The 23250-nt window shown below is 39.2% G+C and carries 16 protein-coding genes, 2 tRNA genes, 3 rRNA genes and 2 pseudogenes; 9 read left to right on the plus strand and 14 right to left on the minus strand.

Features of this window, described 5'->3' with window-relative positions; all coding sequences use genetic code 11:
- Window positions 1-22 precede the first annotated feature (22 nt).
- From fabR to metN, 7 genes are all read right to left on the minus strand, one after another.
- Window positions 23-661, minus strand: a complete 639-nt coding sequence (gene fabR, locus NYR30_RS02430) for an HTH-type transcriptional repressor FabR (RefSeq protein WP_066107382.1) — start codon at window positions 659-661, stop codon at window positions 23-25.
- A gap of 5 nt (window positions 662-666) precedes the next feature.
- Window positions 667-1578, minus strand: a complete 912-nt coding sequence (gene oxyR, locus NYR30_RS02435) for a DNA-binding transcriptional regulator OxyR (RefSeq protein ID WP_066113321.1) — start codon at window positions 1576-1578, stop codon at window positions 667-669.
- A 67-nt stretch (window positions 1579-1645) separates the two neighbouring features.
- Window positions 1646-2074 (minus strand): DUF2251 domain-containing protein, encoded by a 429-nt coding sequence (locus NYR30_RS02440; protein WP_066113323.1) that lies wholly within the window; start codon window positions 2072-2074, stop codon window positions 1646-1648.
- Window positions 2075-2082: 8 nt separating this feature from the next.
- On the minus strand, window positions 2083-2562 hold the full coding sequence (locus NYR30_RS02445; RefSeq protein WP_066113325.1) for a GAF domain-containing protein: 480 nt from the start codon (window positions 2560-2562) through the stop codon (window positions 2083-2085).
- 71 nt (window positions 2563-2633) lie between these two features.
- Entirely contained in the window at window positions 2634-3434 is an 801-nt protein-coding gene (locus NYR30_RS02450) for a MetQ/NlpA family lipoprotein (RefSeq protein ID WP_066107367.1), read from the minus strand.
- A gap of 21 nt (window positions 3435-3455) precedes the next feature.
- The gene (locus NYR30_RS02455; protein ID WP_066107364.1) at window positions 3456-4121 is read right to left on the minus strand and encodes a methionine ABC transporter permease; all 666 of its coding nucleotides are present in this window, start codon (window positions 4119-4121) and stop codon (window positions 3456-3458) included.
- A complete protein-coding gene (gene metN, locus NYR30_RS02460) occupies window positions 4114-5148 on the minus strand; it encodes a methionine ABC transporter ATP-binding protein MetN (RefSeq protein WP_066422225.1) in 1035 nt (344 codons plus the stop codon). The genes NYR30_RS02455 and metN overlap by 8 nt, the downstream gene beginning before the upstream one ends.
- Window positions 5149-5339: 191 nt before the next feature.
- Between metN and gmhB the strand changes: the two genes are divergently transcribed.
- From gmhB to rrf, 6 genes are all read left to right on the plus strand, one after another.
- The gene (gene gmhB / locus NYR30_RS02465; RefSeq protein ID WP_066113329.1) at window positions 5340-5909 is read left to right on the plus strand and encodes a D-glycero-beta-D-manno-heptose 1,7-bisphosphate 7-phosphatase; all 570 of its coding nucleotides are present in this window, start codon (window positions 5340-5342) and stop codon (window positions 5907-5909) included.
- 265 nt (window positions 5910-6174) lie between these two features.
- Window positions 6175-7717: ribosomal RNA gene (locus NYR30_RS02470) — 16S ribosomal RNA — on the plus strand.
- Between the two features lie 71 nt (window positions 7718-7788).
- A tRNA-Ile gene (locus NYR30_RS02475) sits at window positions 7789-7865 on the plus strand.
- 43 nt (window positions 7866-7908) lie between these two features.
- Window positions 7909-7984: transfer RNA gene (locus tag NYR30_RS02480), tRNA-Ala, on the plus strand.
- Between the two features lie 164 nt (window positions 7985-8148).
- Window positions 8149-11150, plus strand: a 23S ribosomal RNA gene (locus NYR30_RS02485).
- Window positions 11151-11351: 201 nt separating this feature from the next.
- Window positions 11352-11467 (plus strand): 5S ribosomal RNA (rrf, locus tag NYR30_RS02490).
- Together the 16S, 23S and 5S rRNA genes with 2 tRNA genes alongside form the textbook arrangement of a ribosomal RNA operon.
- Window positions 11468-12022: 555 nt before the next feature.
- Here rrf and ggt read toward each other — a convergent pair.
- The 7 genes and pseudogenes from ggt to tsaE all read right to left on the minus strand — a co-directional run bounded on the left by ggt (window position 12023) and on the right by tsaE (window position 19235).
- Complete coding sequence (gene ggt / locus NYR30_RS02495; RefSeq protein ID WP_066104839.1) at window positions 12023-13807, minus strand: gamma-glutamyltransferase; 1785 nt, start codon at window positions 13805-13807, stop codon at window positions 12023-12025.
- A 225-nt stretch (window positions 13808-14032) separates the two neighbouring features.
- Window positions 14033-14314, minus strand: a complete 282-nt coding sequence (gene hfq / locus NYR30_RS02500) for an RNA chaperone Hfq (RefSeq protein ID WP_066104841.1) — start codon at window positions 14312-14314, stop codon at window positions 14033-14035.
- A gap of 161 nt (window positions 14315-14475) precedes the next feature.
- Complete coding sequence (miaA, locus tag NYR30_RS02505) at window positions 14476-15414, minus strand: tRNA (adenosine(37)-N6)-dimethylallyltransferase MiaA (RefSeq protein ID WP_066111547.1); 939 nt, start codon at window positions 15412-15414, stop codon at window positions 14476-14478.
- Window positions 15404-17272 carry a DNA mismatch repair endonuclease MutL gene (mutL, locus tag NYR30_RS02510; RefSeq protein WP_302501787.1) on the minus strand — a complete coding sequence of 623 codons (1869 nt, stop codon included), beginning with the start codon at window positions 17270-17272 and terminating at the stop codon, window positions 15404-15406. Before mutL ends, miaA begins: the two co-directional genes overlap by 11 nt.
- An 8-nt stretch (window positions 17273-17280) precedes the next feature.
- Window positions 17281-18198: pseudogene (locus NYR30_RS02515) on the minus strand (N-acetylmuramoyl-L-alanine amidase); the annotation flags it as partial.
- 228 nt (window positions 18199-18426) lie between these two features.
- Window positions 18427-18693 (minus strand): annotated as a pseudogene (locus NYR30_RS02520) (AMIN domain-containing protein); the annotation flags it as partial.
- 56 nt (window positions 18694-18749) lie between these two features.
- Entirely contained in the window at window positions 18750-19235 is a 486-nt protein-coding gene (gene tsaE / locus NYR30_RS02525) for a tRNA (adenosine(37)-N6)-threonylcarbamoyltransferase complex ATPase subunit type 1 TsaE (protein WP_302501788.1), read from the minus strand.
- A gap of 262 nt (window positions 19236-19497) precedes the next feature.
- Here tsaE and NYR30_RS02530 point away from each other — a divergent pair, with 262 nt between their 5' ends.
- From NYR30_RS02530 to hglS, 3 genes are all read left to right on the plus strand, one after another.
- The gene (locus NYR30_RS02530) at window positions 19498-20415 is read left to right on the plus strand and encodes a LysR substrate-binding domain-containing protein (protein ID WP_066111555.1); all 918 of its coding nucleotides are present in this window, start codon (window positions 19498-19500) and stop codon (window positions 20413-20415) included.
- A gap of 74 nt (window positions 20416-20489) precedes the next feature.
- Complete coding sequence (locus NYR30_RS02535) at window positions 20490-21761, plus strand: 2-aminoadipate transaminase (RefSeq protein ID WP_066111557.1); 1272 nt, start codon at window positions 20490-20492, stop codon at window positions 21759-21761.
- Window positions 21762-21811: 50 nt separating this feature from the next.
- Complete coding sequence (gene hglS / locus NYR30_RS02540; RefSeq protein ID WP_066111559.1) at window positions 21812-23215, plus strand: 2-oxoadipate dioxygenase/decarboxylase HglS; 1404 nt, start codon at window positions 21812-21814, stop codon at window positions 23213-23215.
- The last annotated feature ends 35 nt before the right edge of the window (window positions 23216-23250 follow it).

Raw genomic sequence — 23250 nt, forward strand, 5'->3', positions numbered from 1 at the left:
TGATGAAAAGTGCATGAAATTCTCATGCACTTTTTTGTGTCTGATTGTTGTCAGAATGATCAACCAGTAAGTAAGCCCCTTTTGCCATCATCCGTAATTGTAAAATCACTCGATGTTTTAAGGCTTCACGCTCTTGACTATTCATATCTAAAGCGTGAGATCCTGCTGTAAACACTAATGTTACCATTCCTTCGGATTGTGCTTTTGCTACATAATCGGGAATATTTTTATCTTTATTCATAATATATTCTGCTAACTCAGCAACAAAGTGATTGATTTCACGAGAAGCTGCGGTACGGAATTCTTGTGAAGTACCAGAACTTTCTCGCAATAGCAGACGAAACACATTTGGACGATTAGTAATAAATTCAAAAAATGTTTCTACAGAAATGACAATTACACTGCCGCCATCAGCAATGCGTTTACGTGCCTGGCGCATTAATTGGCGTAAGATCAATCCTGCTTCATCTACCATACTTAAACCTAATTCGTCCATATCACGAAAATGGCGATAAAAAGAGGTCGGAGCGATACCAGCTTCACGACTGACTTCACGTAAACTCAAATTAGAAAAACTTTTTTCAGCACTAAGCTGTTCAAATGCTGCATCAATTAAGGCGCGGCGAGTTTTTTCTTTTTGTTTGGCTCTAATTCCACTCATAATGATTAGTCTTGGGTTGGTGTAACAAGCAAAGGTTTAATATTTTTTTCTACCAATTGTGCTACACGTTGATAGCGAGCGCGTAATGGTGAACCTGGGCGATAAATTAATCCGACAGAACGGAATGGACGTGGATTAATACAAGGAATGTATTTCACACCTTGACGCGAACGTTCGTTTAAGATAGCGAGCTCTGGCATAAAAGTAATTCCAGCATTTGCTGCGACCATATTGCGTAATGTTTCTAAACTGGTAGCTTGGTAATGTGCATTTTCTTTTGCCCCAGCTACGAAGCAGTAACCTAAAGCTTGATCGCGGAAACAGTGCCCGTCATCTAACATTAGTAATTCATAATCTTTTAAACGTTCGAGTGGGATTTCTTGCTCTTTCGCTAATGGATGTTGCTCGGATACAGCAATTAACATTGCTTCATCATAGATTGGAATTTCCATAAAAGCAGAAGTTTCTTTAACGAGCGCAACAATGGCACAATCCAATTGTCCTTTTTCTAGCTGTTCTAGTAATTGATGAGTTTGGGCTTCATATAGATAAACTTCTAATTCAGGAAAGGCATCACGCAACATAGGAATAATGTATGGTAATAGATAAGGACCAATTGTTGGAATCATACCGATGTGTAATGGTCCGGTCATGTCTTTACCTTGATTACTTGCCATTTCACGTAATAATTGCACCTCTTTTAATACATTGCGTGCTTGATCGACTAATAACAAACCAGATTGTGTGAATAATACTTTACGACTGGTACGTTCTAATAAAATGATGCCTAATTCATCTTCAAGCTTACGAATTTGCCCGCTTAAAGTAGGTTGGCTAACATGACAAGCATCAGCAGCTTTACGGAAATGTTTGTGATCAGAAAGAGCTACTAAATATTCAAGATCCCTAAGATTCATAACGCCTCCTTTCATAGGTTATGACGATTAAAAATTATATTTTTAATTGGAGGAAACTATAGCATATTTATTGCCGAGTACAATCATTTTCTGCATCTGTCAGCCATTGCTTGATTAATTCATCCGTAATTAATTTATGGGACCATAAGCTAGTAATGGCTGGTTGTGGAAATTGATTGTGGTTATACGCAATCAATCTTTTAAAATCAAATGCAGCGTGCGGATAATCATTGATTAGTAAGATTGCAAAATAGCCATCTTCTGACCAACAAATTTGTAATTGACGGGCAGTTTCTTTTTGTTCAACAGATGCTGCGTTATAAATATGTAGGCAATCTACAATCGCTTCGTCTTGTTGGGTATCAATAGCATAGAAATAACCAGTTTCACCGTCATCTTCAAAGACAACAGCAAGATTTTCATGTTGGCTAGAGTGAGTGCCGAGTTGTTTTGGCTGGCTAATAAAAAGTTGATCTTCTAAGGTTAAGTGCAACATAAATATCCCTATATGTTGAGTGTTGATAAATGGTCAGTTAATTGCTGCATACAGCGTTCTAAAATGTGCTGATCCTGTTCGGTGAAACGGGCAAATTTAGGACTATCAATATCTAAAACACCAATAATTTTTCCTTGATGATAGAGTGGTAATACGATTTCTGCATTACTTGCACTATCACAAGCTATATGCCCCGCAAATTGGTGAACATCGTCGATGCGTAATACTTTATTTTGCGCAACAGCTTGTCCACAAACGCCTTTTCCTACAGGAATTCTTGTGCAGGCAATTTTACCCTGAAATGGTCCTAAGGTAAGTACATTCTGTGCATTAAGTAGATAAAAACCGACCCAATTGATCTCTGGTAAATATTGATTCAATAATGCAGAAGTATTGGCTAACACACTGATTAGATTATCATCATCAGCGATTAATGCTTGTAAGTTAATGGGTAAATCATTTAAGTCCGTATCAGAAAAAGAAAACATAGCTACTCCTAAACAAGGAAAAGCCGAAAGGGGATTCCTTTCGGCTTATTATCAAATGGAATAATAAAAAATTACCAGCCTTTTACTACAGAATCTTTAAATTCTTCCATTGCTTTTTTGTACACTTCTTCAGTGTTATAGGCTTTTACGAAGTTTTGTACATCTGGATCTGCTTTATTATCTTCACGAGCAACAATGATGTTTACATATGGAGAATCTTTATCTTCTACGAAAACAGCATCTTTACTTGGATATAAACCTGCTTGACCAGCAAAAGTATTGTTGATAATTGCAAGATCTACTTGACCTAAAGTACGTGGAATTAGGTTAGCATCAAGAGTTTTAATGTTAAGATTCTTTGGATTTTCAACAATGTCTAAAGTGGTTGGTGTTAAACCTGTACCCGCTTTTAATTTAATTAAGCCTTGAGCTTGAAGTAAGAGAAGTGCACGACCACCGTTAGTTGGATCGTTTGGAATTGCAACGGTTGCACCATCTTTTAACTCACTCGCTTTTTTGATAGTTTTTGAGTAAGCAGCAATTGGATATACGAAAGTATTACCAACGATAACAAGATCTTTCCAACCGCGATCTTTCATTTGTGAATCTAAATATGGTTTATGTTGGAATGCGTTAGCATCGATTAATTTATTTTCTAATGCTGCATTTGGTGTTACATAATCAGTAAATGGCACGAGTTCAACTTCTAAACCATATTTATCTTTAGCAATTTTTTTTGCGGTTTCTGCAACGGTCATTTCTGGACCAGTTTGGATACCAACTTTGATTTTGCCATCTTTAGCAAATGCTGATGAAGAAAACGCAATAGCGGCAGATAACGCACTGATAGTTAAGATGTTTTTGATTTGCATATCTAAAATCTCCTTATAGATTTATTTATGATTAAAATAGCGGACAAGTTGGTCACCAATAGTTTGGATTACTTGAACCATAATAACGAGAATTACAATAGTGGCGATCAGTATTTCAGGTACGTAGGTTTGATAACCATACTGAATACCAACATAACCTAAACCACCGCCACCTACGGTTCCAGCCATTGCCGAATAGTTTACTAATGCCACTAAGGTAATAGTGATAGCATTAATAATGCTAGGTAATGCTTCTGGTAATAAGAATTTAGTAATAATTTGGAAATTACTTGCGCCCATTGCGCGTGCAGCTTCGGTTAAACCAGATGGAATTTCCATTAAAGCGCCTTCAACTAAGCGGGCAACAAAAGGAATAGCTGAAATCGTCAATGGAACAATTGCTGCAGTGGTACCGATAAAAGTACCTAAAATCAACATAGTAAATGGGATAATAGCAACCAATAAAATTACGAATGGTACGGAACGACCAATATTAACAATAGCGCTTAAAATCGCATTAAGACTTTTATTTTCTTTAATTTGTCCTCTTTTGGTAATAAAAAGCACTACACCAAGAGGAATACCAAATAGAGCTGCAAAGAAACCTGAAGCAAACACCATATAAAGTGTTTCTAATGTTGCATTACCAATTAAAGTCCAAACTTGAGGAGTTAATACATCAAACATAACCAAGTACCTCAACACGTACATTGTGTTCCATTAAATAAATTTTTGCTTGGGTAATTGAATCTTCATCACCCTCAACTTCTGCAATTACAAAACCAAACTTGACACCACCGGCATAGTCAATTTGTGAAGTCAAGATACTCAAATCAATACCAAATTTTTTGGAAGCTAATGAGAGTAACGGTGCGTCAACAGAACGACCAGTAAATTCAAATTTAATCAACGGATAAGATTGTGCATTACGAGGTGAATCACTCAATTGTGCCAAATATTCATCAGGCAAATTGATATGGAATGTTGAGCGAATAAAATCTTGTGCCAATTGTGTTTTTGGATTTGAGAAAATTTCACTGACAGAACCTTGTTCGACTAAGCAGCCTTTATCAATAATTGCCACTTGATCACAAATCTGTTTTACGACATCCATTTCATGGGTAATTAATAAAATAGTGATACCTAAATTACGATTAATCTCTTTTAATAATCTGAGAATAGATTGGGTAGTCGCAGGATCTAAGGCGCTAGTAGCTTCATCGCATAATAAAACCTTTGGATCACTTGCTAAGGCACGAGCAATTGCTACACGTTGTTTTTGTCCACCAGATAAGTTACTCGGATAAGCATCTTTTTTATCTGCTAGTCCAATCATTTCCAATAAAGAGTTTACTTTTTCAATGATTTTTTCTTTTGGTGTTCCATTAAGCTCTAATGGCAGTGCAATATTACCGAATACAGTACGAGAACTGAGCAAATTAAAATGTTGGAAAATCATGCCAATATTGCGACGAGCCTGCACTAATTGAGATTGTGATAATTGCATGAGGTTTTGACCATCAACAAATACATTACCACTGGTTGGACGTTCTAATAAGTTAACGCAACGAATTAGTGTACTTTTACCCGCACCAGATGCTCCGATAACACCAACAATTTTTCCTTGTGGAATGTGTAAAGAAACATTATCCAATGCGGTCAGCTGACGCCCATTCACTTGGAAAGTTTTATAGATATTTTCTAATTTGATCATTTTTTACTTAATTAAGTTAAGACAAGAAAATTATCGAGTATTTTAGACGTCTAGATAGCTATGTCAATAAATTTTTATAAAGTTTAGTTATTAGCAATGAAAATGGGGATTTTGGCATATATAAAATGGAGAGGAGTGATATAGTATAGATGTATGGTAAAGATAAAAAGAATTATTAAATGAGGGAAAAAATGAGAAAAGCCATTTTTTTAGATCGTGATGGAACATTAAATATTGATCATGGTTATGTACATACTATTGATCAATTTGAATTTATTGAAGGTAGTATTGAAGCACTAAAAGTTTTACAAGAGATGGGTTATTGTTTGATTTTAGTAACTAATCAATCAGGAATTGCTAGAGGCTATTTTTCAGAAGATGATTTTAATCAGTTAACCGAGTGGATGGATTGGTCATTAGAAGACAGAGGTGTACATTTGGATGGCATTTATTATTGCCCTCATCACCCGGAAGGAAAAGGTGAATACCGTAAAGAGTGTGATTGCCGTAAACCGAAAGGTGGTATGTTATTAGAAGCGATTAAAGATTTTGATATTGATCCTAAGCAATCGATTATGATTGGTGATAAATTAGATGATGTATTGGCAGGAAAATCAGCGGGAGTATCGACAACAGTACTAGTAAGAACAGGTAAAGCTATTTCTGAAGAAATTGCAGCAAATGCAGACTATGTCATTGATTCTATTGAAGACCTTCCGAGATTAATTAAACAGACAATTGCTAAGAAGTCTAAAAAATAAACGTTTAAAAAATTTTTATAAAAAAGTGCTTGCAAGGTGAATTGAAATCACTATAATGCACCTCCGCAACGACGCTGAAGTGTGAAGTTAAAAAAGAAAGCGTCGTTTTTTGTTCTTTAACATTTTATCAGACAATCTGTGTGGGCATTCGTAGATGATGTTTTTACTTTAAGTAAAAGAATTAAAAAAAGATTATCTTGAATGCTGAATTTGAAGATTCATATGATTTGAATAACGAAGTCAGTTTTTTTTAAGAGCGAAGATTAAATTGAAGAGTTTGATCATGGCTCAGATTGAACGCTGGCGGCAGGCTTAACACATGCAAGTCGGACGGTAACAGGGGAGAAGCTTGCTTCTTTTGCTGACGAGTGGCGGACGGGTGAGTAAGGCTTGGGAATTTGGCTTATGGAGGGGGATAACTACGGGAAACTGTAGCTAACACCGCGTAATATCGAGAGATTAAAGTAGAGGGACCGAAAGGCCTTTAGCCATAAGATGAGCCCAAGTGAGATTAGGTAGTTGGTGAGGTAAGGGCTCACCAAGCCGACGATCTCTAGCTGGTCTGAGAGGATGGCCAGCCACACTGGGACTGAGACACGGCCCAGACTCCTACGGGAGGCAGCAGTGGGGAATATTGCGCAATGGAGGGAACTCTGACGCAGCCATGCCGCGTGAATGAAGAAGGCCTTCGGGTTGTAAAGTTCTTTCGGTGGTGAGGAAGGTGCATGCTTAAATAGGGCATGTAATTGACGTTAGCCACAGAAGAAGCACCGGCTAACTCCGTGCCAGCAGCCGCGGTAATACGGAGGGTGCGAGCGTTAATCGGAATAACTGGGCGTAAAGGGCACGCAGGTGGTGACTTAAGTGAGGTGTGAAAGCCCTGGGCTTAACCTGGGAATTGCATTTCATACTGGGTCGCTAGAGTACTTTAGGGAGGGGTAGAATTCCACGTGTAGCGGTGAAATGCGTAGAGATGTGGAGGAATACCGAAGGCGAAGGCAGCCCCTTGGGAAGATACTGACGCTCATGTGCGAAAGCGTGGGGAGCAAACAGGATTAGATACCCTGGTAGTCCACGCTGTAAACGCTGTCGATTTGGGGATTGGTTTTAGAGATTGGTCCTCGAAGCTAACGTGATAAATCGACCGCCTGGGGAGTACGGCCGCAAGGTTAAAACTCAAATGAATTGACGGGGGCCCGCACAAGCGGTGGAGCATGTGGTTTAATTCGATGCAACGCGAAGAACCTTACCTACTCTTGACATCCATAGAAGGACTCAGAGATGAGTTTGTGCCTTCGGGAGCTATGAGACAGGTGCTGCATGGCTGTCGTCAGCTCGTGTTGTGAAATGTTGGGTTAAGTCCCGCAACGAGCGCAACCCTTATCCTTTGTTGCCAGCGGTTGAAGCCGGGGACTCAAGGAGACTGCCAGTGACAAGCTGGAGGAAGGTGGGGATGACGTCAAGTCATCATGGCCCTTACGAGTAGGGCTACACACGTGCTACAATGGTGCATACAGAGGGAGGCGAAGTGGCGACATGGAGCGAAACTCAGAAAGTGCATCGTAGTCCGGATTGGAGTCTGCAACTCGACTCCATGAAGTCGGAATCGCTAGTAATCGCGAATCAGAATGTCGCGGTGAATACGTTCCCGGGCCTTGTACACACCGCCCGTCACACCATGGGAGTGGGTTGTACCAGAAGTAGATAGCTTAACCTTTAGGAGGGCGTTTACCACGGTATGATTCATGACTGGGGTGAAGTCGTAACAAGGTAACCGTAGGGGAACCTGCGGTTGGATCACCTCCTTACTAGATTAAAGTGAAGATGTTACTATGAAATGTTCACACAGATTGTTTGATAGAAGGACGACACCTACAGAGGGTCTGTAGCTCAGGTGGTTAGAGCGCACCCCTGATAAGGGTGAGGTCGGTGGTTCAAGTCCACTCAGACCCACCATGAGCGAGAATGATGCGAATGGGACTGTAGGGAAAGAAGGATTGGGGATATAGCTCAGCTGGGAGAGCGCCTGCCTTGCACGCAGGAGGTCAGCGGTTCGATCCCGCTTATCTCCACCAATTCGAACAGAGGTCATGACTAAGAGGTTAAGAAGAAAGTGGAAACACTTAACCTTTTAGTCATGACGAAAGTCTGAATATTGCTCTTTAAAAACGAAGACACAAGCTGAAAACTGAGAACTCAAAAGCGAGCGACTGAAGGGAGAGAATCCTTGAGGTTGTATAGTTAAGTAAGTAAGCGTACACGGTGGATGCCTAGGCAATCAGAGGCGAAGAAGGACGTGCTAATCTGCGAAAAGCGTGGAGGAGTTGATAAGAAGCGTTAACTCCACGATATCCGAATGGGGAAACCCGGTAGATGAAGAATCTATCATCACTGTCTGAATCTATAGGATAGTGAAGCGAACCAGGAGAACTGAAACATCTCAGTACCCTGAGGAAAAGAAATCAACCGAGATTCTGCGAGTAGCGGCGAGCGAAAGTGGAGTAGCCGTTAGAGATAGTAAAGGATTTAGGAGAATGAGTTGGGAAGCTCAATCGAAGAGGGTGACAATCCCGTATCTGAAGAATCCTTTATGGTACTAAGCTAACAAGAAGTAGGGCGAGACACGAGGAATCTTGTCTGAAGAAGGGGGGACCATCCTCCAAGGCTAAATACTCCTGATTGACCGATAGTGAACCAGTACCGTGAGGGAAAGGCGAAAAGAACCCCGGGAGGGGAGTGAAAGAGAACCTGAAACCGTGTACGTACAAGCAGTGGGAGCATAGGAGACTATGTGACTGCGTACCTTTTGTATAATGGGTCAGCGAGTTATATTTTGTAGCGAGGTTAACCGGATAGGGGAGCCGAAGGGAAACCGAGTCTTAACTGGGCGGAAGTTGCAAGGTATAGACCCGAAACCCGGTGATCTAGCCATGGTCAGGTTGAAGGTTGGGTAACACTAACTGGAGGACCGAACCGACTACTGTTGAAAAAGTAGCGGATGAATTGTGGCTGGGGGTGAAAGGCCAATCAAACCGGGAGATAGCTGGTTCTCCCCGAAATCTATTTAGGTAGAGCCTTATATGAATACCTTTGGGGGTAGAGCACTGTTTCGGCTAGGGGTCCATCCCGGATTACCAACCCGATGCAAACTGCGAATACCAAAGAGTAATATATAGGAGACACACGGCGGGTGCTAACGTTCGTCGTGGAGAGGGAAACAACCCAGACCGCCAGCTAAGGTCCCAAAGTCTATATTAAGTGGGAAACGAGGTGGAAAGGCATAGACAGCTAGGATGTTGGCTTAGAAGCAGCCATCATTTAAAGAAAGCGTAATAGCTCACTAGTCGAGTCGGTCTGCGCGGAAGATGTAACGGGGCTAAAATATAGCACCGAAGCTGCGGCATCAGGCGTATCACTAATACGCCTTACGATTAACAACTTGCGAAAGTATAGAGCAAGTTGGTCAAGCGCCCAACACGTTGAGTGGAGGGGGTGTGAGATTGAAGGAATATTAGTGATACGCCTGTTGGGTAGGGGAGCGTTGTGTAAGCCGAAGAAGGTGACTTGAGAGGGTTGCTGGAGGTATCACAAGTGCGAATGCTGACATAAGTAACGATAAAGCGGGTGAAAGGCCCGCTCGCCGGAAGACCAAGGTTTCCTGTCCAACGTTAATCGGGGCAGGGTGAGTCGGCCCCTAAGGCGAGGCTGAAGAGCGTAGTCGATGGGAAATGGGTTAATATTCCCATACTTGTTAGATAAGCGATGTAGGGACGGAGAAGGCTAGGCAAGCAGACGGACGGAAGGGTCTGTTCAAGCGTGTAGGTAGATGGTGTAGGCAAATCCGCACCATTAATGCTGAGGCGTGATGAGGAGTAACTACGGTTGCGAAGTTGTTGATGCCAAGCTTCCAGGAAAAGCTGCTAAGCACATTATCTAATAAACCGTACTGAAAACCGACACAGGTGGTCAGGTAGAGAATACTAAGGCGCTTGAGAGAACTCGGGTGAAGGAACTAGGCAAAATAGCACCGTAACTTCGGGAGAAGGTGCGCTGGCGTAGTGTGAAGTCTGCACAGATGGAGCATGAACCAGTCGAAGAGACCTGCTGGCTGCAACTGTTTAATAAAAACACAGCACTCTGCAAACACGCAAGTGGACGTATAGGGTGTGACGCCTGCCCGGTGCTGGAAGGTTAATTGATGGTGTTATTGAAAGAGAAGCACTTGATCGAAGCCCCAGTAAACGGCGGCCGTAACTATAACGGTCCTAAGGTAGCGAAATTCCTTGTCGGGTAAGTTCCGACCTGCACGAATGGCGTAATGATGGCCAGGCTGTCTCCACCCGAGACTCAGTGAAATTGAAATCGCCGTGAAGATGCGGTGTACCCGCGGCTAGACGGAAAGACCCCGTGAACCTTTACTATAGCTTGACACTGAACCTTGAATTTTAATGTGTAGGATAGGTGGGAGACTGAGAGATACTGACGCCAGTTGGTAAGGAGTCGATGTTGAAATACCACCCTTTAACGTTTGATGTTCTAACGAGGTACCTGTAACGGGTATTCGGACAGTGTCTGGTGGGTAGTTTGACTGGGGCGGTCTCCTCCCAAAGAGTAACGGAGGAGTACGAAGGTTTGCTAATCACGGTCGGACATCGTGAGGTTAGTACAATGGTAGAAGCAAGCTTGACTGCGAGACGGACAAGTCGAGCAGGTACGAAAGTAGGTCATAGTGATCCGGTGGTTCTGAATGGAAGGGCCATCGCTCAACGGATAAAAGGTACTCCGGGGATAACAGGCTGATACCGCCCAAGAGTTCATATCGACGGCGGTGTTTGGCACCTCGATGTCGGCTCATCACATCCTGGGGCTGAAGTAGGTCCCAAGGGTATGGCTGTTCGCCATTTAAAGTGGTACGCGAGCTGGGTTTAGAACGTCGTGAGACAGTTCGGTCCCTATCTCGCCGTGGGCGAAGGAGAATTGAGGGGGGCTGCTCCTAGTACGAGAGGACCGGAGTGGACGCACCGCTGGTGTTCCAGTTGTTTCGCCAGAAGCAATGCTGGGTAGCTAAGTGCGGGAGAGATAAGTGCTGAAAGCATCTAAGCACGAAACTTGCCCCGAGATGAGTTGTCCCAATCGAGAGATTGTAAGGGTTGTTGAAGACGACGACGTAGATAGGTGGGGTGTGTAAGTGATGTGAGTCATTGAGCTAACCCATACTAATTGCCCGAGAGGCTTAACTATACAACGCTGAAGGGTTTTTACCCGAAGAGAGCAGGTAAGAAAAGCGGAAAAGCGAAAAAAGCGAAGAAGCGAGAGAGAGAAAGCAGTGAGAGGGAAGTGAGAGAGAAAGAAAGCTCACTGACGAGTTGACAGCTTGTGTAAGTTTTAGAGAGAAGATAAATATAGATAAAGAAAGAAAAGAGACAAGTCAAAAGAATTAATCCTGGCGGCGAGAATGCGATAGACCCACCTGAATCCATGCCGAACTCAGAAGTGAAATGTCGTAATGCCGATGGTAGTGTGGGGATTCCCCATGTGAGAGTAGGTCACTGCCAGGTTAAAGAAAAAGCGAGAAGGACGCTAGTTGAGGAGTCAGCTAGCGTTTTTTTTATTGTTTTTTTTATTTTGTGATTTTGGGTTTCTGTTTTCTGTTTTTTATTTTTCTACTTTTTGTTTTTTGATTTTTTAGGGATGGCTGGCTTTTGCTTAAGCTATTCCAATCATCAATCATCAATCATCAATCATCAATCATCAATCATCAATCATCAATCATCAATCACCAATTAGCTCACTTTCTCTGTGTCTATTAAGCGACTAAGTTGTGTAAATCTCTTCGCTATTCATACCATTGAAATGGCTAAGGAATAGAGTTTGTAGAAATGAATAAGTGGGAAGGAAAAGAGAAAAAATTGCCACTTAAATCAGAGACAATTTTATAAATTATATGATGATATAGTAGAAGAATGATTGCTAGAAAAGTGACTTAGCGCTTTTTACTATAAGGCTTCAATCGTTTTTTCTGCACTTTTGTCTATTAAGCTAAGACTTTATAGAATAAAAAAAGCGCTAATTTTTGAAGATTAGCGCTTGAGATAAATGATAAATTTAAAACATTAGTATCCTAAAGTTTTTCCATCTGGGTTACGCGGATCTGAAGCTCCAAAGAATCCTTCATCTGTAGATTGAATAATTTGTACTCTACCCATAGACGCCTTGGTGACAACCTTATAACCTTGTTGTTCTAATAGATGAATTGTATCAGGGCTAATACCTTCTTCGATACGTAATTCATCAGGTAACCATTGATGATGAACCCTTGGTGAAGAAATGGCTTCAGCAACATTCATTTTATAATCGATAGTGTTAAGGATACTTTGTAGTACAGTAGTAATAATTCTTGCACCACCAGGGCTTCCTGTCACTAACCAAGGTTTATTGTCTTTCATTACAATGGTAGGTGTCATTGAGGACAGTGGTCTTTTCTTCGCATCGATAGCATTTGCGGTACCGCCAATTAGACCAAACGCATTTGGAACACCAGGTTTAGCAGAAAAATCATCCATTTCATTATTTAATAGAATTCCAGTACCTTCCGCTACAATTCCGGTTCCGAAATTCAAATTCAATGTATAAGTTACCGCAACGGCATTCCCAAATTTATCCATAATAGAATAGTGTGTTGTTTGATCACTTTCATATGGCTGAGGTTTACCAGGTTTTATTTCACTTGCTGGGACAATATGTTTATCAGAGATCTTCTTCGCTAATTCATCAGCATATTTTTTCGAAATTAATCCTTTTAATGGGATTTTAACAAAATCAGGATCTCCTAAATATTCTGAGCGATCAGCGTAAGCTAATTTCATAGCTTCAGCGTAATGTCTGATTGTTTTTGCACTATTAGCTCCATATTGTTGTAATGGATAGCGTTCTAGAATATTTAAGATTTGGATTAAGTGTGCGCCACCAGAACTCGGAGGAGGCATAGTGACAATTTTGTATCCACGATATTCGCCTACGACAGGTTTTCTTTCTACGATTTGATAACCTTTCATATCTTCAAGTGAAATTAAACCGCCATGTTTTTCCATTTCTTTGACGATCTTTTGCGCTATTTCGCCTTGATAGAAAGCTTCTGCACCTTGTTTAGCAATTAAACTAAGAGAGTGAGCCAAGTCGCGTTGTACCAATTTATCACCGCTTGCTAATGGTTTTCCATCTTTGAAGAAGATAGCTTTTGTACTCTCCCATTTACCTAAATTATCTTTTTCAACTTCAAGAGTATCGGCTAATGTATCGCTCACTGTAAATCCATTTTCTGCCAATTTAATTGCTGGTGCGATTACTTTTTCTAATGGCATTGTTCCCCATTTTTTCAACGCATATTCCATACCAGCTACTGTGCCGGGAACACCGACAGCAAAATGGGTAAATAGTGATTTACCATCAATAACATTTCCTTTTTCATCTAAGTACATATCCTTGTGTGCTTTTAATGGGGCAACTTCACGGAAATCAATTGCAAAATCTTCACCAGATTTCGCATCATGTAGCACCATAAAACCGCCGCCTCCAATATTACCAGCATTTGGTAATACCACAGCTAGAGCAAAACCGACAGCAACTGCAGCATCAACAGCGTTACCACCTTCTTTTAAGATAGCAAGTCCAACTTCAGTGGCAAGGTGTTGTTCTGTAGCGACCATGCCTTGTTTACCATAGACAGGATGGAAAATATCTTTGCTACTATCATAGCGTTGTGCAGCAGCTGTTGTTTGTTGAGTTGGTTGTGTCGTGGTAGGAGGGCTATTGTTAGCGGAAACGCTAAGACTGATTAAAGGTAATGCTAATAATAAAGTGAAGATATTCTTTTTCCAAGGATGAGGATTTTTTTGCATAGGATTCTCCCTAAAGTGAGTTAGATGAAAAAGAAATCTATTTGTAACAAATAAGTTACCTTGTTGCAATAATAAAAATATTTACGTAACAATAATAATTATAAGAAGAAATTGGTTGTTTGGTGATATAAGTAAGAGGAGGATTATATTATTTAACAAATAACAAAAGATTTCCTTATTAATAGTATAAGGAAATCTTAGCAAGAATGATGAGATGAAGTGAAATTATTCTTCTTCAGTAGTAATAATGTCAGCAGATTCTTCTTGTGTAGCAGATCCATTAGATTGATGATTATGGTGTGCAATTGCACGTGCAGGCACTACAGTAGAAATAGCGTGTTTATATACCATTTGGCTGACAGTATTTTTAAGAAGAATGACGAATTGGTCAAAAGATTCAATTTGTCCTTGTAGTTTAATACCGTTTACTAGGTAGATTGAAACAGGAATACGTTCACGACGAAGTGCATTTAAATAAGGATCTTGTAATGATTGTCCTTTTGCCATTTTCTTTTCCTTTTTGGTTAAAATGCTAATAATCTTGCAAAAATCTTAGTTTTTGATGTTGTGTAACGGATGAAACTAAGAAGCCAAAACGCTTGAAAGCCCGCGTAACAATATAACAGTAATATTTTGTTATGTCATCCCTGAAATTGCAAGATTCTTTGTTAAGTTTCGATTTGTGTTATTTTTTCAAGAATTGTTAGTTTAGCTTGTTCAATATTTAAGCTGTCTAACCAAATAATTGGAGAATTCCAACCACGCAGCCAAGTAATTTGCCGTTTTGCTAATTGTCTTGTAGCACAGATGCTACGATATACCATTTCATCGTAATCATATTTACCTTGTAAAAATTCCCACATTTGGCGATATCCTACGCAGCGAATAGAGGGTAAATCCAGATGAAGATCATTTCTTTGATAAAGTTTTTCCACTTCTTGTTGGAAACCTTGTGCTAGCATTTGATGGAAACGTATTTCGATACGTTGATGTAAAACGCTTCTATCTTGAGGTGCAATCGCAAATTGTAATAATTGATATGGTAACGGCTCACCCTTTTGTTCGGTCAATTCTGTTAGTGATTTCCCAGTGAGATAATAGACCTCTAGTGCACGATTAATTCTTTGTGGATCATTTGGGTGAATACGTAGTGCCGCCTGCGGATCGACTTGTGCTAATTCTTGATGTAATGCTTGCCAACCTAATTGTTGCGCCTTATTTTCTATTTCCGCTCTAATTATTGGGTTAGCTTGTGGTAGCGGTGAGAGCCCTTCAAGCAAGGCTTTATAGTACAACATAGTGCCACCAACTAGCAGTGGGATTTTCCCTTTTGCGCTGATTTCTTGCATTGCTTGCAATGCATCAAGACGAAAATCAGCAGCCGAATAACTTTCGGCAGGATCCTTAATATCAATTAATCGATGCGGTGTTTCTGCGAGTTCTTCAGCAGTAGGTTTGGCTGTACCGATATCCATACCACGATAAATAAGCGCAGAATCAACACTAATAATTTCACAAGGTATCTCTTTACTGAGTTGAATAGCTAATCCCGTTTTGCCAGAAGCTGTTGGTCCCATTAAGAAAAGGGCGAGTGGCTTAGTTGTCATCATTAATCTCCTTTAAGTAAGGGGTTAAGTCGATTTCTGTACTGGCAGCTAAAATGAGATTGCTATTATGAGCAGCTTGTTGTTCTATATTTTGAATTAGATTGATTGCATCAGCTAACACACTAATTGGTGTGAAGATAACTTGTTGGAAAATTGTTTCTATGAAGTCAGCAAACGCTGCAATTTCAGTATTTAATAATGCGATCGTTAATTGTTGTAGGTTTTGATGACGCAAGAAAGCTGCAATATGAGTAATAGTAATGCGATCGTTATAGCGTTGTATTGTAAAACCTGCTTGTTGAAAATAGGTTTGGTACTTTTCGTAATGAGATAACTGAGTTTTATCTAATTGAAATGTAATTGGAATTAGTAAAGCTTGGCATATTTTGTTGCTATCTTGTAATTGTTGCCTGCAAGCGAGTTTCTGCAACTTGTTTGTTGAAAGGAGATATATTTTGTCATAACGCTGCAAACAGATATAACCTTGTGGTAATAGAGTTAATACTTTTAAATGCTCTGTTGTTGAGTTTGGTTGATTTGCAGCAGTTACAGAGATATTACTATGCTGATCAGTGATGTTTGATGAAGGTAGTTCTATGATTGTGTCTAGATCATTCATTTGTGCAGCTTGCATAAAGTGAACATATTGTTGAAAAGCGGCTTTATCATTAGTTTTTGCTGAGCTAGTGTAATTTCTTGGCTGGTTAAAAATATTTTGACCCGCAGCAGAACGGTTTTGTGGCAATGCTGAAAAACGTTCCGTTGCTGTTACGGAATGATATGAACTAGAGGGTTCAGCAGCTATTTCATTTTGTGTTGGTATTTCAATTTGCTTATCAACATCATCTAGTAATAATTGACCACTTTGTGCTAAAGCATTGCTAACACCTTGTAGAATAAAATCGTGCACTAATCGTGATTGGTGAAAACGGACTTCGTGTTTCGTTGGATGAACATTAATATCAACTAAAGTCGGATCTATCTCTAAGAAAAGTACAAAAGCAGGATATTGTTCTGTTGATAGATAATCTGCATAAGCTTGACGTAAGGCATGTAAAATCACCTTATCTTTCATCATTCGTCCATTAACATAGCTGTAATTAAAATCGTTTTGTGAACGATAAAATTGTGGCGCAGCAATCCATCCATGCAAATACATATCATCATATTGCCAATCAATACGTAATGCGTGCTCAGTAAAATCTTGACCACAAATGGCGGCAAGTCGTTTTAATTGTGAGGCAGTGTCATTAGCAGGTTTGTATTGATGAACGAGTCTTCCATTATGAGTCAAGATAAAATGGATAGTAGGTTTCGCCAGTGCAATTCGTTTTACCACTTCATCAATATGAGCAAATTCAGTTTTTTCAGAACGCAAAAATTTACGGCGTGCTGGTGTGTTAAAAAAGAGATTAGCCACTTCAACGGTTGTGCCTACGGGATGAGATGCTAGGATAATGGTCGTTTCCATCTCTTGCCCTTGTGCATAGACTTGCCACGCTTCGTTCTGTTCGGCGGTACGGGAAGTTAAAGTCAGGCGTGAAACTGAACTAATACTGGCTAAAGCCTCACCACGAAAACCTAAACTCAGAATATTTTCTAAATCATCCAATGTCGCAATTTTACTGGTGGCATGGCGCATCAAAGAGAGTTTTAATTCTTCTTTAGGAATGCCATAACCATTATCTCTGATTCGGATTAAACGGCAGCCACTTTGTTCAATGTCTATTTGAATCTTATTGGCACCTGCATCAAGGCTATTTTCGACAAGCTCTTTAACTACAGAAGCAGGACGTTCGACCACTTCTCCAGCGGCAATCTGGTTAGCAAGTAATGGTGGCAAAATCTGAATTGGCATAATTATTTCTCTTTTAAATGTATTTTTTGTCCAACCAATAAATGATCTGGATTGAGCTTAGGATTAAGTTTCAATAGTTGGTTGATAGAAATATTATAAGTACGAGAAATTTGATATAGCGTTTCATCCTTACCTACGATATGGAATTCTGGCATTGCTGCGTCATGTTTTTTTTGTGCAGTTGATTTTGGGATAGGTACAATATTAACTAAATTATTTTTACGATAATCAACCAGTCCATTATAAATAGCACGCGCAATTTGGCGACGATAGGTTAAAGTGTTTAATTTTTGTTCTTCAATTTTATTGCTTACAAACCCAGTTTCTACTAATACAGATGGAATATCTGGTGCGCGAAGCACTCCTAAGCTAGCGTGTTGTGGTTCTTTTCGGCTTAATTGTGCGATTTGTCCAAATCGGCGCAAAATGTTATCTCCTAATTCATAGCCAACACGTTGTGAATGACCAAATTGTAAATCAAGAACGGTTTGTCCGAGATATTTTTCATTATGGGTAGACAGTACACTACCTGCACCACCTAATAATTCAGATTGTTTTTCATGATCTTCGAGCCATTTCCCCATCTCGTTATTGGCTCGACGATTAGAAAGCACCCAAACAGAAGCGCCTTTTGGTGCTGTGCTTGGTGCAGAATCAGCATGGATTGAAATCAAAAAGTTCGCTTTATATTTACGTGCAATATCAGAACGATTCGGTACGGAAATAAAATAGTCACCATTACGGGTTAAGACTGCTTTAAAATTTGGATCTTGATCCAAAAGCGCCTTTAATTCTTTAGCAATTGAAAGAGTAATATTTTTCTCTTTTACTTTTAATATTTTGCCGATAGCGCCTGGGTCTTTACCACCATGGCCAGGGTCAATTGCGACGACATATGGCGCTAAACGAGAGGGGGTTTTAGTGATAACAGGTAATACGTTATCGCTTTCATTGTTATCTTGCTGATGTGTAGAGTTGTTGTTACTGCTTTTTGTGGTTTTGCTGTTTTGACTATTCTTTCTATTATCAACAGTATCTTTCGGATTAGGAATTTTTACAGAAATACTATTTTTATTATTCATAAAAACAGCGTGTGTTGTTTGTTCTAAATAGATAACAATCCGCAAATTATTAGGACGATTTGATTTATTTTGTTCAATTTTTTGTACGTTACTGTTGTTGGTTCGAGGCAAGATACCTGAACGAGTTTGGCTGTTAACAAAATCAATAACTAATCTGTTAGGTTTTTCTAGATAAAAATAACTGTATTTGCTTGGTAAGTTAAAGCGAAAATCTACTCTTGTTTCTTTAGTTGTATTACGGATATTAACGGAAGTTAGCGTACCAGCGAAACTTGATAGGCTAAAGGTAAAACATAAAATGGTGATTAACCAATAAGTTAATGTTGCGATTTTTCTCATCTTTTTCTTTTATTTCAATAAGCTATTTGGATTTTTCTAGATAAAGTGGCGAATAATTATTTTGCTTGATCTCTATTTAAAGCGCAAACAATTTGCTCAGCAGCAACGGAATTTGCTGTTAAAGTAATTTCACGTGCATTGCCTTGATAATTAATAGTAATAAATAAATCGGCAGGAGGAATAAGATCGCCACCTTTTTCAGACCATTCAAGTAAGCAGAGCGTATTTTGGAGAAAATATTCACGAAAACCAATAAATTCTAATTCTTCAGGATCACTAAGTCGATAGAGATCAAAGTGATAAATGCTTTTATTAGCTAAATGATACTCTTCCACTAAAGCATATGTAGGACTTTTAACATTACCTTGATATCCCATATTTTGAATAATTGCACGAGTAAGTGTAGTTTTACCTGCACCAAGCTGCCCATTAAGATAAATAACAAAATTTGCGGTTTGTGTAGCCAATAGTTGGCTTAATTTTTGACCAAAGGCAAGAGTTGCTTCTTCATTTTCAAGAAAAGTATTGAATATTGATGCCATAAAACTCCCTATAATTTAAAGAAATTGAGGTAATGCTTGATTTTAGGGGCGCTTATCATAGCAAAAAATTGACAAAAATGGTGAAATCGTTATCAGACAATTTGCAAATTGTATCTGGTAGATTTTGCTTAAGTTAAAAAAGCCAAATTTAGCGATATTTTGTTTAAAGTTAATTTTTATCGATAAGATGGATTGTAAATTGTGATCAGCAAAACTAAACTGTGAATTGATAAGATTTAGAACAGTGATCGAGGCAATAGAAATGCTTAGTTTCCGGAAGTATCCGTCCACGACGGCGATGCAATGTTTTGAAACTGCAGCAAGACATTTAAGTTTTACTAAAGCAGCGCAAGAATTGCATATGACGCAAAGTGCAGTCAGTAAACAAGTTGCTCAATTAGAAGAGTTATTAAGGTTACAATTATTTCAACGTTCTTCACAAAGTTTATATTTAACGCCAGTAGGTAAAAAATATTATCTGGAAGTCGAAAAAATATTAAAGCAAATTGAATTATCAACGATTGATGTGATGGCGCATGGCGCAGAAACAGAAACGATTAAAATTATTGCTCATCCCACATTTTGTGCAAGATGGTTAATTCCTGCATTAAAAGGTTTTAGTAAAGCTCACCCAAATATTCATTTAGATGTAAAAGAATTAACACAATCCTTTTTTTCTGAGGATCATGTTCTAGATATTGCATTTTTGCATGGAGATGGTGTGTGGTCTGGTATGGAAGCGATCCAATTATTTGAAGAAGAAATGATTGTGGTTTGCCGTCCAGATTATTTAGAAAAACCATTAACTAGTTTATGCGAGATCAATAGTTATGTCTTATTGCAATCTAATTCGCGTCCGAGTGATTGGTACTATTATTTTGAACGGCAAGGTGTAAATTCAAATTGTTCATTTATTGGGCCGCGATTTGAAACTTTTTATGCGTGTATTACTGCAGCAGAATTAGGTTGTGGTATCGCATTAGTACCAAAGATTATGGTGAAAAATGAATTATTGACAGGGAAATTAATAAAAGCCTGGGATTATGAAATGAAAAATATGGGCAATTATTATTTAGCTTATCCTTGTCATAAAGGCAGTATGCCCAAAGTAAAAGTGATGATTGATTGGGTAAAAAATTACATAGAAAAAACCAACAAAGAAAAAATGGAATGTAGTTAAGACAATAATTCGTTTGCTGACGATAGGGGCGGTTTCTACAATGAAATGACTCTATCAAGCAAAGGATTATCGTTATGACTAATCAACAATACCATATTACAGATGCATTAACGACAGTGCATCCAATTACCTTAGTACGCGGACAAAATGCAGAAGTTTGGGATGATAAAGGCAATAGATATATCGATTTTATTGGCGGTATCGGTGTTTTAAATTTTGGCCATCTCAATCCTAAAATTACCTCAGCAATTCATGCTCAAGTCGATAAATTAATCCATTACGCCTACAACGCTGTAGGACATCAACCTTATCAAGAATTAATGCCTAAATTATGCGAATTGGTACCAATTAATGCACCACTTGCCGGAATGTTTACCAATTGTGGCGCAGAGGCAACAGAAAATGCGTTAAAAGTGGCACGCATGAAAACGGGTAAGGTTGGTGTGATTGCGTTTGATGGTGGTTTCCATGGACGTACCTTAGCAGCGGTCAATTTAAACGGTAAAGTTGCGCCTTATAAAAAATCGTTAGGCCCATTAGCAAGTTGTGTTTATCACATTCCTTATCCGAGTGTTTGTAATGGAGTGAGTGCTCAAACTGCGAAAGATGCGTTGCAGCGTTTATTTGCGATTGAAACTGATATTGACAATATTGGCGCAGTCATTGTCGAGCCAGTATTAGGTGAAGGCGGTTTTATTCCATTAGATCCGGAATTTGCTAAGTATTTGCGTCAATTCTGTGATGAACATGGCATTGTCTTGATTTTAGATGAAATCCAAGCTGGATTTGGTAGAACCGGTAAACCTTTTGCTTTTATGCACTTAGGTATCGAACCAGATTTAATTCTATTAGCAAAAAGTATTGCTGGCGGATTACCTCTTGGCGCATTAATTGGTAGAGCGGAATTATTAAATGGATTATCAAAAGGTGCTTTAGGAGGTACTTATTCAGGTAATCCTGTAGCTTGTGCAGCAGCATTGGCTGTTATTGAAATTATGCAAAGCGACACAATTTGGCAACAAGCAAAAACGTATGAAGATATTTTGGTTAGCACATATCAACGTTGGAAATCAGAGAATATTTCTCCTTGGTTAGGTGAAATGACTGGTGTTGGTGCAATGCGTGGGATCACATTAGAACATGCGGAATATGGTTATGGTACAGCAGTGATGCCGCAATTACTTACTGCTGCGCGTGAAGCAGGGCTATTGCTAATGCCGAGTGGTAAATATCGTCATATTATCCGTTTATTACCACCATTAACAATTGAGCCAGAACTTTTAGTTAAGGGATTGGCGATATTTGAAGAAGCCTTAAAAACATTGCCGCATACAATATCAGCGTAATGTGAGCTTATTTGAACACAACTAATTTTGTCAGTGAAAAGGAGAGAAATATGAGTAATTTTGTTGCAGCAGCTGATATCAGACGTCTATTTTCTAGTGCAATGTCAAAAATGTATCAGCAAGAAGTACCGCTATATAGCGATCTTATTCAATTAGTAAATGATGTAAATGCTAATGTATTAGCAACAGATGAAGCTGTAAAAGCACAATTGATTGCTACGGGTGAGTTAGCGCGTTTAGACATCGAACGTCATGGTGCAATTCGTTTAGGATTACCAGAAGAATTGGCTACTATGCGTCGTCTGTTTTCTGTAATGGGTATGTATCCGGTAGGATATTATGATCTTGCGCCAGCAGGAGTACCGGTACATTCTACCGCATTTCGTGCTATTGATGCTGAATCATTAAATGTAAGCCCATTCCGCGTATTTACTTCATTATTGCGTTTGGAACTTATTGATAACCAGGAATTACGTGAAAAAGCGGAAGCTGTTTTACATCAACGTCATATATTTACACCAAGAGTATTGGAGTTGATTGCACAATTTGAACGAGATGGTGGTTTAAATCAGCAAGATGCTGAAGAGTTTGTCAGCGAAGCCTTAGAAACATTCCGTTGGCATGATCGTTCACCAGTAAGTAAAGCTTTATATGAAGATTTACATCGTCAACATCGTTTAATTGCTGATGTGGTAGCGTTCCAAGGCCCGCATATTAACCACTTGACGCCTAGAACATTAGATATTGATGCAGTACAAGTTGGCATGAGCCAACGCGGTATTACGCCGAAAGCGGTTGTTGAAGGACCTCCACGTCGTAAATGCCCAATCTTTTTACGTCAAACTAGCTTTAAAGCATTAGAAGAAGCAGTGAAATTTAGCTGTGAAAATGGTGAAGAAGAGGGAACGCATACAGCTCGTTTTGGAGAAATTGAACAACGTGGCGTTGCTTTAACTGCGAAAGGGCGTGAAATGTATGATCGTATGTTGAATGTCGCACGAGAAAAAACTGGTGGCGCACCGACTGAAGCTAATGCAGCACAATATATGAAAAATCTAGCAGAAAGTTTTGTTGATTTTCCAGATGATTATCGTGCGTTATATGATGAAGGATTGGCTTATTTTTACTATCAACCTAATTTAGCAGTGGCAGCACAAAAATTAGCGAGTTTTTCAATCAATGATATTACGAGTGACAATATCAATACCTTAATTGATGCAGGTATCGTGAAACTAGAACCGATTGTCTATGAAGATTTCTTACCAGTTAGTGCGGCAGGTATTTTCCAATCTAATTTAGGAGAAGGTGGACAAGGTCATTATGATAGTCAATCGAATCAAGCTATTTTTGAAAATTCATTAGGTGCCAAAGTATTAGAAATTAATGAAATTTATCAAAAAATTCAGGATGATAGCTTAGCTTGCTGTTTGGCTGAATTAAAAAAATTAAAGTAACAATTGTTTAATTAATAACCCATCTATAAAGGCAA

The organism is Gallibacterium salpingitidis, from assembly GCF_030517105.1.
GTDB classification, from domain to species: domain Bacteria; phylum Pseudomonadota; class Gammaproteobacteria; order Enterobacterales; family Pasteurellaceae; genus Gallibacterium; species Gallibacterium salpingitidis.

Coding starts and splice junctions, on each gene's coding strand:
- NYR30_RS02450 (WP_066107367.1), bottom strand. CDS start 3,434: ATGCAAATCAAAAACATCTTAACTATCAGTGCGTTATCTGCCGCTATT.
- hglS (WP_066111559.1), top strand. CDS start 21,812: ATGAGTAATTTTGTTGCAGCAGCTGATATCAGACGTCTATTTTCTAGT.
- NYR30_RS02530 (WP_066111555.1), top strand. CDS start 19,498: ATGCTTAGTTTCCGGAAGTATCCGTCCACGACGGCGATGCAATGTTTT.
- NYR30_RS02455 (WP_066107364.1), bottom strand. CDS start 4,121: ATGTTTGATGTATTAACTCCTCAAGTTTGGACTTTAATTGGTAATGCA.
- ggt (WP_066104839.1), bottom strand. CDS start 13,807: ATGCAAAAAAATCCTCATCCTTGGAAAAAGAATATCTTCACTTTATTA.
- gmhB (WP_066113329.1), top strand. CDS start 5,340: ATGAGAAAAGCCATTTTTTTAGATCGTGATGGAACATTAAATATTGAT.
- oxyR (WP_066113321.1), bottom strand. CDS start 1,578: ATGAATCTTAGGGATCTTGAATATTTAGTAGCTCTTTCTGATCACAAA.
- NYR30_RS02445 (WP_066113325.1), bottom strand. CDS start 2,562: ATGTTTTCTTTTTCTGATACGGACTTAAATGATTTACCCATTAACTTA.
- tsaE (WP_302501788.1), bottom strand. CDS start 19,235: ATGGCATCAATATTCAATACTTTTCTTGAAAATGAAGAAGCAACTCTT.
- NYR30_RS02440 (WP_066113323.1), bottom strand. CDS start 2,074: ATGTTGCACTTAACCTTAGAAGATCAACTTTTTATTAGCCAGCCAAAA.
- hfq (WP_066104841.1), bottom strand. CDS start 14,314: ATGGCAAAAGGACAATCATTACAAGATCCTTATTTAAATGCACTTCGT.
- fabR (WP_066107382.1), bottom strand. CDS start 661: ATGAGTGGAATTAGAGCCAAACAAAAAGAAAAAACTCGCCGCGCCTTA.
- metN (WP_066422225.1), bottom strand. CDS start 5,148: ATGATCAAATTAGAAAATATCTATAAAACTTTCCAAGTGAATGGGCGT.
- NYR30_RS02535 (WP_066111557.1), top strand. CDS start 20,490: ATGACTAATCAACAATACCATATTACAGATGCATTAACGACAGTGCAT.
- mutL (WP_302501787.1), bottom strand. CDS start 17,272: ATGCCAATTCAGATTTTGCCACCATTACTTGCTAACCAGATTGCCGCT.
- miaA (WP_066111547.1), bottom strand. CDS start 15,414: ATGACAACTAAGCCACTCGCCCTTTTCTTAATGGGACCAACAGCTTCT.